We start from the raw sequence: 12070 nt of genomic DNA, 5'->3' as shown, positions 1-12070 counted from the left end.
AATTACTGAACTATTCAGAGGCCCGTTCCCTTATTAAGTATTGCAGGCCTCCCCGCATGGAAATAAACAGCTGCATACACTCAATGCCTAAAGCCAGTATTTACGCGCCTACAAACAGTAGATTGGCAAGATTCATACTGGGGGTGGTCAGTTTTGCGGCAGATCGTGGACCGATAGCGGCAAAGCCCCCTGTGATGATCTAGGTTCATTATCGGAACTCCCAGTAATGAGATTGAACCCACACACTATGATCATCTCCACAGCCTGGCGCGCCTATGCCAGTCGGAATGGAATCAAGCGCGCCATCATTCCAGTGACCGCCCTGGTTCTGACACCGATATTTTTAATACTCACCATTGCTGTCGATGCCTGGTGGGTGATCGCATTGCTACTCAGCCTGTTCTTAGTGCTACTGGGCATTTATGACATGCTCCAGCCCAACTGGAGTTTGACACGTAATTTCCCCGTTGCCGGGCGCATACGCTGGTTATTTATGAATCTGCGCCCCTACTTCCGCGCTTACATAGTGGAGGGTGATGAGGAGGGCAGACCATTTAGCTATGAGGCGCGCAGACTGGTCTACGCCCGCGCCGACGGTTTCTCGGATATGCACCCCTTTGGTACGGAGCTGGATGTACGCAGTGATGAATACATGTGGCTCACGCACTCCATTAACCCGGCCAAAGAGGCTGATATAAAGTCCCGCATCGAAGTAGGTTCTGGCCGCTGTGCAAAACCCTATTCGGCAACGCTATTAAATATTTCCGCCATGAGCTTCGGCGCCTTATCCGCCGCTGCGATTGAGGCACTGAATCAGGGCGCAGCTATCGGTGGTTTCTATCACGACACCGGAGAAGGTGGCATCAGCCCCTATCACCGCAAACACGGTGGGGACCTGGTGTGGGAGCTGGGAAGCGGCTATTTCGGTGCCCGTAAGGATGACGGCAGCTTCGATCCCGACCTTTTTCGCGAAGCCTGCGATGATCAGGTAAAAATGACGGAAATTAAACTGAGCCAGGGCGCTAAACCTGGCCATGGCGGTGTATTACCCGGAGCAAAAGTTACCCAGGAAATTGCCTCAACCCGCAAAGTCCAGCCGGGCGTCGACTGCGTATCTCCACGCGCCCACTCGATGTTTTCCACCCCTATTGAAATGCTCGAATTTGCCGATCAGATGCGCAACCTATCCGGTGGCAAACCGGTGGGCGTCAAACTGTGCGTGGGGCAGGTCTTTGAAGTACTGGCCATTATGAAAGCCATGCTGGAAACAGAGAAATATCTCGACTTTATCGTGGTCGATGGCGCCGAAGGCGGGACGGGTGCCGCGCCATTGGAATTATCCAACCATGTGGGTATGCCACTGCTGTCGGGGCTGATCGTAGTCCGCAATGCCTTAGTCGCTACCGGCTTGCGCGATAAAGTGCGCCTGGCGGCGAGCGGTAAAATCTACTCTGCTTCTGAACTCGCAGCCTGTCTGGCGATAGGCGCCGATTGGTGCAATGCCGCGCGGCCTTTTATGTTTTCCATCGGCTGTATTCAGTCGCGACGCTGCCACACCGACACCTGTCCTACCGGTGTCACGACCCAGGACCCCAAGCGCCAGCGGGGCCTGGTGGTGGATGTGCAGAGCAAGCGCGCGGCGGCTTTCCAGGCCAAGACCCTGGAAGCCCTGGGGGAGATTGTCGCCGCCGCCGGTTTAACCGAACCGCGCGACCTACAACCCTACCATCTCTATCACCGCATCAATGGTACCGAGTCATATCCTATTGATCGCATCTGGCACTTTCTCAATGAGAACGCTTTGATAGACGCCCCTGAGGAGACGCCTTACCGGCATTGGTGGCAGGCCGCCAGGGCTGATTCATTCCGGCCCGCGGTCAACCTGGCTCACCACGATGATCACTCCGCACTGCGGCGCTTGTAAGCCCTGCCCCTTACTCTGGAGATTTCCATGGAGACCGTTTCGGAAATTATTGTCGATGCCCTGGTAAAAGCCGGAGCAAAGCGCTGCTATGGCATCGTCGGCGATACCATCAATCATTTCACCTCCGCCGTGCGCCAGTCCAAGCTGGAGTGGGTCCACGTTCGTCACGAAGAGGTGGGTGCCCTGGCTGCGGGCGGTGAGTCTTACTTGAGCGGGGAGCTCAGTGTCTGTGCCGGTACCGCTGGCCCCGGCAGCCTGCATTTTCTCAACGGCATCTTTGAGAGCCACCGCAATGGCGCACCGGTATTGCTGATCGCCACCCGCATTGACCGAGCCGAGCAGGGGTTGGGATTCCCGCAGGATGTCGATCAGATCAAACTCTACGAGCAGTGCGCAGTATTCTGTGAAACCCTTTCCGACCCTGAGCAGGCTCGCCGCATTGTGAGCCAAGCTGCTCAGGCAGCCCTCAACCACAGAGGCGTTGCGGTGGTTGAGGTCAGTGGCGATATCTTCAAGACCAAGATCAAAGACTCAATTCCCTGGGCTGTTCATCGCCCCCAGTGGATAGCACGCCCCACTGATGAGGAGCTGGATGCGCTGGCAGAAAAACTCAACCAAGCAGGGAAAATTGTTATCTATGGCGGTATCGGCTGCCGCTTCGCGCACGATGCAGTAGTTAAGCTGGGACAGCAGCTGGCAGCACCCATAGTGCATACCACCCGCTCCAAGGAATATCTGGAATACGACAATCCTTGCAACGTGGGCATGAATGGTATCCTCGGCAACCCTGCCGGTTATCGCGCAGTTCAAACCTGTGACCTGCTGTTGTGCCTGGGTAACGATTTCGCCTACACCCAGTTTTACCCGGAAAAAGCCACCATTATTCAGGTGGATATTGCGGCTTCCCATCTCGGGCGACGCACGCCCATTCATATGGGCCTGGTCGGCGATGTCGGCGCGACCATTGAAGCCCTATTGCCAAGATTAAAAGACCGCAGTGACAATGCATTTCTCCAGGACCTGCTCGGTCGCTATCAAAAAGACCTGGAGCAGTTGGAAGAGCGGGGCCACGAGCCAGACCCCAAACTGATTCACCCACAGTACGTTGCCCAAGCCCTGGACAAACTCGCCAGCGACGAAGCTGCATTTACCGCCGATGGCGGCTCTCCCATGGTTTGGCTGCTGCGCCACCTGCGCGCTAATGGCAAGCGCTCCTTCCTCACCAGTCTCTCCCACGGCACCATGGCCAATGCCTACCCCCAGGGTCTGGGTATGGCTAAGGCAGACCCCAACCGCCAGGTAATTGCGATGTGTGGCGATGGCGGAATGACCATGCTAATGGGCGATCTATTGACCCTGGTGCAGGAAAAAATCCCACTCAAACTATTGGTCTTTAACAATCACTCCCTCGGCTTTGTGGAAATGGAACAGCGTATTGAGGGACTGTTGGATAGCTACACCGACCTGCAGAACCCCGACTTCAGCCGCATGGCGGAAGTGATTGGTATTCCTGGAGAAAAAGTCGAGAGAGCGGGTGATCTCGAAGACGCGATGAAACGCTGGCTGGCAGTCAAAGGACCTGCCTTACTGGACGTCACTGTAAACCGGCTGGAACTGGTGATGCCCCCGGAGGTGACAGCGCAGCAGGTGTCTTCCACCGCGCTATTTGGCCTCAAAGCCATACTCAACGGACGCGCTGATGAAGTGGTCGACCTGCTGAAAGACAACTTTCTGCGCTGACGGGGAGCCGGCCAACTCGACCCGAGACGCAACCCAGGCGGGAGGTTCATGCACCAGCTCGGAAAACAAGTGCCCACCAATATGTTGGCCCTGCTCGCCAGTGGGGAGATTGCCAGCAACAGCGCTCCTGGCCGCGCCGCCACACGCCTGCAGGAGGAGCTGGCGCAGCGCCGCATCGACCTGATCACCACGGTTTCCAGTGACGATGCCAGTGCCATGTTGCGCGCCAACCCAGCAATACAATGTCTGCTACTGAACTGGGAACTGCCCGGCAGCGGTCACCCCCCAGCGCTGAATGTGCTGGAGCAGTTGCGAGCACGTAATCTGCATCTGCCGGTATTTCTGCTCGCCGACCGCGAAACCGTCAGCAATATGCCGCGCCGCGCCCTGGAGCTGGCCAATGACTTCATTTGGATTCTGGAGGACACCCCCACTTTTATCGGCGGGCGTATCCAGGGTGCAATAAGGCGCTACAGCCAGGCGGTGCTGCCGCCCATGTTTGCCGCCCTAACCCATTTTTCCCATGTGCATGAATACTCCTGGCACACGCCCGGCCACACTGGTGGCACCGCTTTTTTAAAGTCCCCTGCAGGGCGCGCCTTCTATGATTTTTTCGGCGAAAATATGCTGCGTTCAGATTTGTCCATCTCTGTAACAGAGCTGGGCTCCCTACTCGATCACACAGGCCCCATTGCCGCAGGGGAACGCTACGCAGCCAAGGTATTCGGCGCAGATCGCACTTACTATGTCACCAACGGCTCCTCCACCTCCAATCGCGTGATTGTGATGGCCTCTGTGACCCGCGGCCAGCTGGCCCTGTGCGACCGCAATTGTCACAAGTCTGTAGAACATGCCATCACCATGTCCGGCGCTGTTCCTACTTACCTGATACCACTGCGCAATCACTACGGCTTGATTGGCCCGATTCCCCCGGATCAGTTGACGAAAGCAGCCATTTCAGAGGCCATTACTAACAATCCCCTGGCGGGCAGCGCCGATAGCCAGCGGGCGATACATGCGGTGATCACCAACTCCACCTATGACGGCCTCTGCTATAACGTGCGCCGGGTGGAGGAATTGCTGGGTGAGTCCGTAGACCGGCTGCATTTTGATGAGGCTTGGTACGCCTATGCGCGTTTCAACCCAATCTACCGGGATCGCTTCGCGATGTACGACAGCGAGGACGATGAGCCTCACACAGGCCCGACAAAATTTGCCACCCAGTCCACACACAAACTGCTGGCGGCCCTATCGCAGGCCTCCATGATTCATATCCGCGATGGGCGCAGCCCCATCGAACACGGCCGCTTTAACGAGGCCTTTATGTTGCACGCCTCCACTTCACCCCTCTACTCCATCATGGCCTCGAATGATGTCAGTGCGGCAATGATGGACGGACCTGGCGGCACTGCGCTCACGGGCGAATCTATCGCTGAGGCGGTGGCTTTTCGCCAAGTGTTGGCACGGCTGAAACGAGAGTATGGGGAAAAAGGGGAGTGGTTTTTTGATGGCTGGCAGCCGGATCAGGTAACAGAACCTTCAAGCGGCCAGAAATACGCCTTTCACAGCGCACCTACAGAGCTACTGTGCAGCGAAGCCAGCTGCTGGCTGTTGGATCCCGGAGACTCCTGGCACGGATTCGGCGAGCTAGAGAAAGGCTATTGCATGCTCGACCCCATTAAGGTCTCAATCACTACCCCGGGCATGCAGCGCAACAGTCAGCTGGCGGAATGGGGTATTCCAGCCGGCATTATCAGCAAGTACCTGGATAACCTCGGCATTATTGTCGAGAAGACCACTGATTTTACCATCCTGTTCCTGTTTTCCATCGGCATAACCAAGGGCAAATGGGGCACGCTGATCAACGCACTACTCGCCTTCAAACGGGACTACGATGCCAACCAGCCTCTCAGCCAGTGTCTGCCCAATCTGCTGGCCAAACACTCTGGTTATGCCGATATAGGCCTACGCGACCTGGCGCAAAAAATGTTTACCCGTATGAAGGAATTGCGCAGCACAGCAAAAATGTCCGCTGGTTTTTCTGCTCTGCCACAGGCCGACTGCAGCCCTGTGCAGGCCTATGAAGCCCTGGTGCGCGGCGAAGTGGAATTGCTTCCCTTGAGCCAGTTGTCTGGGCGGAGCGCAGCAACCGGGGTTATTCCCTACCCACCGGGTATTCCGCTATTGATGCCGGGGGAAAATTTTGGCAGCGAGGGCAGTCCTGCCCTGGAATATTTACGCGTGCTGGAGTCCTTCGACCGGGAGTTTCCCGGCTTCGGCCATGACAACCACGGTGTCGAAGTACACAAGGGGCACTACCATGTCTACACCCTGAGCCGGGGGGCCGCGCCATAACCCCCCAGACGGCGGAGAGTAATAAAATCGGCCTGGTGCCAGCCACGCTGATGGTGGCCGGCAATATGATGGGCTCCGGCGTATTTATGCTGCCTGCTAACTTGGCAGTTATAGGCAGCATTTCTCTGATTGGCTGGTTGATCACCATCGTGGGCGCCGTATCACTAGCACTGGTTTTTGCCCGCCTTGCCGCCTTGGACCCAGCCGCCGGAGGCCCTTATGCCTACGCACGCAGGGCGTTTGGCGACTATATCGGCTACCAGACCAACCTCGTGTATTGGCTGGCCAATGTCATCGGCAATGTCGCACTGATCACCGCCGGGCTGGGCTATATCACCCATTTCTTCCCCCCGCTCCAGGACCCTATGACCTTCGCCCTGGCCCAGGTGGCCATGATCTGGCTACTTACCTACGCGAATATCCTCGGGCCGCGTATGGTTGGTCGTATCCAATCGCTCACCACCAGTTTGGTATTTATTCCCATTCTCGGTACAGCACTCTTTGGTTGGTTCTGGTTTGATAGCCAGACATTCAACGCCAGCTGGAATGTCTCCGGCAAGAGTAATGCCAGTGCAATTATGGCCACCCTCACCTTTACCCTGTGGGCATTTATCGGCGTGGAAACCGCATCTGTATCCGCCGCAGTGGTGAGAAACCCCAGCCGCAATGTGCCGATCGCCACTGTTGGCGGGGTATTGTTGGCATCGGTAGCCTATGTCCTGAGCTCTTCAGTCATTATGGGCATGCTGCCCAACAAGGAACTCATCGCCTCTTCGGCACCTTTTGCCGACGCCGCACGTTTGGCGTTAGGTAATACCGCCGCGAATATTGTTGCAGTCTGTGCAGCAGTAGGTTGTATCGGCTCTCTCGGCGGCTGGATTCTTTTGGTAGGGCAATCTGCCAAGGCCGCAGCTGATGACGGTCTCTTCTCCAAAGCCTTTGCCAAAACCAACCCTAAAGGGGTGCCCTCTGTCGGCCTGACATTGGTGGCCATTCTGATGTCCCTATTGGTACTCGCCACCATTTCTCCCAGCGCCAGCCAGCAATTTGGCAAGATCGCCTCAGTGGCGGTCATCATGACATTACTGCCCTATATCTACTCGGCAATTGCATTGCGGGTACTCGCTTACGGCAAAATACCGCAGCAACAATACACACTGTTTACTGTAATACTGCTAATTGCCGCAATCTATTGCCTGGTGGCACTGGTGGGCTCCGATGGCCAGCAGACACGCTGGTCGCTGATATTTGTTATTGCCACCGTTATTTTCTATGCGCTGATATTGAATCGCCGCCGCAGCGTCGCAGAGAAACACTGGCTACCCGGCGGACCGGAGCCAAAGTGGGTGCAATACTTTACCCTCGGCGCAACAGTCACTGCGCTGTGCGTTTTTTTCTGGTTTTCCGTGGGCCAGCATACAGACCTAGAGCTACGCCTGCGCGCGCCACAACCACAAGTCTCGAACCAACAGTCGCAACCAATTAACCACTAAATACCCGCAGTATGGTCTCGGCCGTGCGCCAGGTAATTCCCTGAGAATTTGATTCCCTATTGCCGGCCACATTTAAAATATAAGGTTTATTTTTACCGATAAAATCGCGAATTTGTTTGCAACAGTCATCCCAGGGATCAATCACTAAAAAGGGTTTCCCCTGCTCCCGGCAAAACTTAATGGTATAAGAGGTACCATCACTGCCGGGATTGTCGGTAAAAATCAAAGTTGCATCAGAATTACGGATATTCTCCCGAGTGCGCTCTGCTAAATTCCCAGATGCCAGCTCAATCAGCCCGAATCTTTTGAGGAAATCGGCGCGCTCTCCAGCTTCGGTCCAATACCCCTGCGGGGCAGTACCACCGGTGGCAATACCCAATCGTTGCCCGGCAATCAAGCCACCAGTATCCGCACCGGTCTGCCCACCGCTGATAATTTTTTCTGGTTTGAAACTCATAGCCAAATCAAACCTATAGGATTGAAAGTTCTGCGCTAAAACTCTACCTTATTGCCGGTTTATTTTGGTCTGCTGCTTTATGAATTACTACCTCGCACTCAAGACACTACATATTCTCTGCGCCATTATCGTACTCGGAACCGGTACCGGGATTGCCTGGTATACTTTGCGCGGCTGGCTGTCCGGTGATTCCCAGGTGATTCAGTGGGTGAGCAAGGAAACGGTGCGAGCAGACTGGATATTTACCGGCAGCGCAGTACTCGGTTTACTGGGAAGTGCCTTGGGGATGCTGGTGATTAACCCGGCATGGATAGAACAAACCTGGCTGCAATTGGCTGCCGGGCTAACCCTAGCGGTTTTCCTATTGTGGCTACCGGTTGTCTACCTTCAATATCAATTGCGCGCACATGCAAACCAAGAAAATAGCCACAGTCAAATCCGCTGGATCATGCGCACCTGGTGCCTGCTAGGTGCTCTGGCCTTTCCCTTAACGATTGCTATCGTTTACCTGATGGTTTCCAAGCCCTCCTTTTAAACAGCATCACGAAAATTTGATGATGGCCAAATACACGTTTTCAGCCTTAACTCCCTCCCCGCAGTATTTTATAGCTCGCTCTCTGCCCCATATCTTTCCACTGCCGCTTAAAGTCCTCCAGCACAACCCCTGTGATAATATCGGCAAAACCGTCAGGGGTTTTACTCAACCGCTCTAAGGCTTTCTTTTTACATAGTGGAATAATAACCGCAGATTTCTCGCTCCTATCACACCTCAGCAAGCGACTGCGAATTTGCTCAGCCTCGCCACCGGAACAACTGGCATCGGTAATGACAAAAACATTGGTATCACTATCGAGATCAGGGCAGATCAGGTCCCACCCAAGATCAAACTGCCGGAATACAACCCCGCGAAAGCGCCCCCTGCCCACCTCACTACCTGTGATAAAGGGCCAGGCATGGGCTAGGGTCCAAAGATAAGATTTACTGAGCACATATTGCAGGTGTTGGTTTCTCACCAAACCCAACTGACACTGCTTTTTGAAAGTTTCATCATCCAGTTTTGCCTTGCTGCAGATTGCCTTGGGAATAAGCTCCCCTTTATAACTGGTGGTAGGAATTACCACGACAAAGTCATCGGCCTCTTTCTTTTTTTCCAAGGCTTTAACAATGGTGGCCTGTAAGTGCAGAATAAATTCTTCGGTAGAAATCACGTCATGGGGTAAAGACACCCTCTCTTCCCCCAGATTCATGTATCGCGTTTCATTTCGATACGCCGAAATAATTGGCTCTAGCTCCTCCTTGCTGAACAGCAGTTTTTTACCCAAAACCGCTTCTTCATTAATTTTTCTGGCATAGCAATCCAGAAGCATTTGGTCAGCCCGGTAAATTCCTTTATTTTTAGATGAGACACAGCGTAAATATTCAGTATCCTGAAACGCGAGAAAACGCTCAACTACCGGCCGGCTGATATCCCTGCCAAACAACTCATACAAAACCTCTTCATCTCTGGGTAAAAAGTAATTATTCGGGCGAAATAGATTTTGCAATTGCCTATGAGCCATTCATCCAACTCACTTTTAACCTTCCTCTTAAAATCTTGGTGGCATTCACACAGTGCCCTCAAACAACTTGGCATACCTCATCGAATTCAAAGCGCGGGTTGCGCGGATGTAACTTGGCATCCACACCGTATCCCAGATTACAGAGAAAGTTGGATTTAATATGGCCTGGACAGTGTTCCTGTACAAAGGCTAGGGTTGAGGACTGATCACTGAAAAATTCATGATCTACTAGGGTATTATCAAACCCAGACATAGGACCGCAGTCCAGGCCCAGAGCCCTAGCCGCCAGAATAAAGTAGCCACCCTGTATTGAGCCATTGCGAAATGCCGTGGTTTCTGCCAACTCTGGATTATCGGCAAACCACTCACGCGCCGGTGTGTGGGGAAACAACTTGGGAAGATATTCGTAAAAGCGCATATCAAATGCGATGATTGCTGTCACCGGTGCCGACATGGTTTTCTCAATATTGCCCGCATTCAAAGCCGGTTTAAGCCGGGCTTTTCCCTCCTTGCTCACAATAAAAACAACCCGCATCGGGCAACAGTTAGCGCTGGTGGGCGCCATCCTGACAAGATTGTGCAACTTTTTCAGCAACTCTTGCGGCACCGGTTTATCTTGCCAGTAACTGTGTGTTCTAGCTTCAAAAAATAATTGATCCAATGCTGGAGGGGCAATCGACTTCATACCTGGCACTCTCGTGTCGCTTTCTGGTGAAAGTCTAGCTTTCAGAACGACGGAGAAACGGTTACTCCAAGTGTTAACGCAGCAGTATCATGCCGATATGGCAAGCAATCACCAGATAGGTCACGATACTGCGAGTACGAAAATACTGCTCCCGACCAGGCAGATTGGGATTTAAGCGGGCCTCCATCCAGGCCACAAAGGCAAAACCTATTGCGAGAATGGGCAACCCCCAAGCACTTTGATAAAGCATTAATCCCACCCACCCGGCAAGCGCAACCACATTACTGAGCACGATCAACGCCAACCGGTGAGGATGGCCGGGCCGGTTCAGCGCGCCCCCCCACCAGATACCACACAAAAAGCTGAGAATCACTGCGCTATAAGCGGTAAAGAATAGGCTGGCATCAATACCCAGGAGGGAGACTTCAGTTAGCTGCAACAATAGACCGACAACAAAAGGACAGAGCCCCAGGTAAGCCAGGGCATCAAATAAACGGGTATCCACCACCGGCTGCTGATAGCCGCTACTATCCATGCTGTCTAATCTTCCATACAGTAAGGGAGAACAGAAACAACAAGTTTAGTGGCACGGGGAAGCCAGCATGGAAGAGGAGAGCAAAATTGATGTCAAACAGGCCTTGCGGGTATTTGATCGTGTCACCCGGGAGGGACACAAGGAAACAGACGGCTGGCACTACAAGGGGCTGACAGTGAGCACCGACTTTGATGGCTACACCGTATTTATCAACTCAGCAAAAGTGAAGCTCACCGTCTTTTTTCACAATAAGTTTTCTATCGATTATTCGAACGACAGAGAGCTACAGGATTTTATACGCCTACTGGCTAGTCTTGATCAGAAATGAATACCTTAAGCGCCGTTGCTTCCCAGTGGACTAGCATCAGGGTAGCGCCTAAACCGCGGTAGCTCCTAAGTAGCACCTAAATAGGCACACAGCATTTTGGTGTCCAATGTACTGCCTGCAACTGATGTAGAACAACTTCATAGCCCTCCTGTCTAGTTAGGCAAGAAAGTGATCTCCATCAGTGACGGTTCAATGATTTTTAACGGACCCTAGCCCTGCGACTTTCCCGGCACACCGCTATGAAAACGAAACTCACCATCGCCACTCAGCACGAGCTCTTTCTCCAGCGCTAACAACGCTTGCACCCGCGGCTCAATATCTTCATCTGCGGCTTTTTGCGCGAGATGTAGATAGTCGCGGAAATGGCGAGCTTCAGATTTCAGCAGAGACAGGTAAAATTTTTGCAGCTCTTCATCCAAGTGTGGCGCTATACGGGCAAAGCGTTCACAGGAGCGTGCCTCAATAATGGCTCCACAAATCAGAGTATCCACAAGGCGCCCTGGCTCTGCGCTGCGCACCTCGGCACGCAACCCAGCCGCGTAGCGGGAGGCGCTCACGTGGGGATAGGCAATGCCGCGCTTTTCCATAATAGCCAGTACTTGCTCGAAGTGGCGCAACTCCTCACGAGCCAAACGCGACATCTTGTGCAGCAGCTCAAAATCCCCCAGATAGCGAAACATCAGGTTGAGCGCTGTACCGGCCGCCTTCTTTTCACAGTTGGCGTGGTCCACCAGCATCATTTCCGGCTCAGCCAGTGCTGCCTCAATCCAGGCATCCGGGGTGGCGCACAGCAGGAATTCGTGAATCGCGGACAAATCGGGAACTTGGGCACTCATGGGATCAGTATTTCATCTGGTATCATCATTTGGCGCGGGATTATAGCGGCACAACAGCAGAAAGGCAGGCCCCAACAGAAATCAAGCGCTGCTCTCCAGGGCAGCTTTTACTGTAAATAGCTATCTATCCTTTTCCCTATGACGCCCCCCCTTCAGTC

The 12070-nt window shown here is 53.7% G+C and carries 11 protein-coding genes; 6 read left to right on the top strand and 5 right to left on the bottom strand.

Features of this window, described 5'->3' with window-relative positions:
• The first annotated feature begins 226 nt into the window (after positions 1–226).
• The 4 genes from ACJJIV_RS19175 to adiC are packed head-to-tail and all read left to right on the top strand — an operon-like array spanning position 227 to position 7512.
• On the top strand, positions 227–1924 hold the full coding sequence (locus ACJJIV_RS19175) for an FMN-binding glutamate synthase family protein (RefSeq protein ID WP_444889992.1): 1698 nt from the start codon (positions 227–229) through the stop codon (positions 1922–1924).
• Between the two features lie 27 nt (positions 1925–1951).
• A complete protein-coding gene (locus tag ACJJIV_RS19170; protein WP_444889991.1) occupies positions 1952–3664 on the top strand; it encodes a thiamine pyrophosphate-dependent enzyme in 1713 nt (570 codons plus the stop codon).
• Between the two features lie 48 nt (positions 3665–3712).
• Positions 3713–6019, top strand: a complete 2307-nt coding sequence (locus ACJJIV_RS19165) for an Orn/Lys/Arg family decarboxylase (protein ID WP_444889990.1) — start codon at positions 3713–3715, stop codon at positions 6017–6019.
• Positions 6016–7512: an arginine/agmatine antiporter gene (adiC, locus tag ACJJIV_RS19160; protein WP_444891732.1), complete on the top strand. Its 1497-nt coding sequence runs from the start codon at positions 6016–6018 to the stop codon at positions 7510–7512. Before ACJJIV_RS19165 ends, adiC begins: the two co-directional genes overlap by 4 nt.
• Here the strand turns inward: adiC and ACJJIV_RS19155 are convergent.
• Entirely contained in the window at positions 7502–7969 is a 468-nt protein-coding gene (locus tag ACJJIV_RS19155; protein ID WP_444889989.1) for a YpsA SLOG family protein, read from the bottom strand. The two genes, adiC and ACJJIV_RS19155, sit on opposite strands and share 11 nt — an antisense overlap.
• Positions 7970–8048: 79 nt before the next feature.
• On the opposite strand from ACJJIV_RS19155, the gene ACJJIV_RS19150 reads away from it, so the two are divergent.
• Entirely contained in the window at positions 8049–8504 is a 456-nt protein-coding gene (locus ACJJIV_RS19150) for a DUF2269 domain-containing protein (protein ID WP_252082113.1), read from the top strand.
• A 46-nt stretch (positions 8505–8550) separates the two neighbouring features.
• On the opposite strand, the gene ACJJIV_RS19145 is transcribed toward ACJJIV_RS19150, so the two are convergent.
• From ACJJIV_RS19145 to ACJJIV_RS19135, 3 genes are all read right to left on the bottom strand, one after another.
• Complete coding sequence (locus ACJJIV_RS19145) at positions 8551–9528, bottom strand: hypothetical protein (protein WP_444889988.1); 978 nt, start codon at positions 9526–9528, stop codon at positions 8551–8553.
• A gap of 58 nt (positions 9529–9586) precedes the next feature.
• On the bottom strand, positions 9587–10213 hold the full coding sequence (locus tag ACJJIV_RS19140; protein ID WP_252082115.1) for a malonic semialdehyde reductase: 627 nt from the start codon (positions 10211–10213) through the stop codon (positions 9587–9589).
• Between the two features lie 73 nt (positions 10214–10286).
• Entirely contained in the window at positions 10287–10748 is a 462-nt protein-coding gene (locus ACJJIV_RS19135) for a DUF3429 domain-containing protein (protein ID WP_252082116.1), read from the bottom strand.
• A 67-nt stretch (positions 10749–10815) separates the two neighbouring features.
• Between ACJJIV_RS19135 and ACJJIV_RS19130 the strand changes: the two genes are divergently transcribed.
• Positions 10816–11076 carry a DUF3081 family protein gene (locus ACJJIV_RS19130; RefSeq protein WP_444889987.1) on the top strand — a complete coding sequence of 87 codons (261 nt, stop codon included), beginning with the start codon at positions 10816–10818 and terminating at the stop codon, positions 11074–11076.
• A gap of 209 nt (positions 11077–11285) precedes the next feature.
• Here ACJJIV_RS19130 and ACJJIV_RS19125 read toward each other — a convergent pair whose 3' ends face one another.
• Complete coding sequence (locus tag ACJJIV_RS19125) at positions 11286–11912, bottom strand: MiaE family protein (RefSeq protein WP_252082118.1); 627 nt, start codon at positions 11910–11912, stop codon at positions 11286–11288.
• Between the last annotated feature and the right edge of the window lie 158 nt (positions 11913–12070).

The organism is Microbulbifer mixtoriginis (SeqCode) (assembly GCF_052466765.1).
Note: the sequence above shows the minus strand (reverse complement) of the source record. Positions and strands in the feature narration are given on the sequence as shown.

Coding starts and splice junctions, on each gene's coding strand:
- ACJJIV_RS19145 (WP_444889988.1), bottom strand. CDS start 9,528: ATGGCTCATAGGCAATTGCAAAATCTATTTCGCCCGAATAATTACTTT.
- ACJJIV_RS19140 (WP_252082115.1), bottom strand. CDS start 10,213: ATGAAGTCGATTGCCCCTCCAGCATTGGATCAATTATTTTTTGAAGCT.
- ACJJIV_RS19125 (WP_252082118.1), bottom strand. CDS start 11,912: ATGAGTGCCCAAGTTCCCGATTTGTCCGCGATTCACGAATTCCTGCTG.
- ACJJIV_RS19155 (WP_444889989.1), bottom strand. CDS start 7,969: ATGAGTTTCAAACCAGAAAAAATTATCAGCGGTGGGCAGACCGGTGCG.
- ACJJIV_RS19175 (WP_444889992.1), top strand. CDS start 227: ATGAGATTGAACCCACACACTATGATCATCTCCACAGCCTGGCGCGCC.
- ACJJIV_RS19170 (WP_444889991.1), top strand. CDS start 1,952: ATGGAGACCGTTTCGGAAATTATTGTCGATGCCCTGGTAAAAGCCGGA.
- ACJJIV_RS19150 (WP_252082113.1), top strand. CDS start 8,049: ATGAATTACTACCTCGCACTCAAGACACTACATATTCTCTGCGCCATT.
- ACJJIV_RS19135 (WP_252082116.1), bottom strand. CDS start 10,748: ATGGATAGTAGCGGCTATCAGCAGCCGGTGGTGGATACCCGTTTATTT.
- ACJJIV_RS19165 (WP_444889990.1), top strand. CDS start 3,713: ATGCACCAGCTCGGAAAACAAGTGCCCACCAATATGTTGGCCCTGCTC.
- ACJJIV_RS19130 (WP_444889987.1), top strand. CDS start 10,816: ATGGAAGAGGAGAGCAAAATTGATGTCAAACAGGCCTTGCGGGTATTT.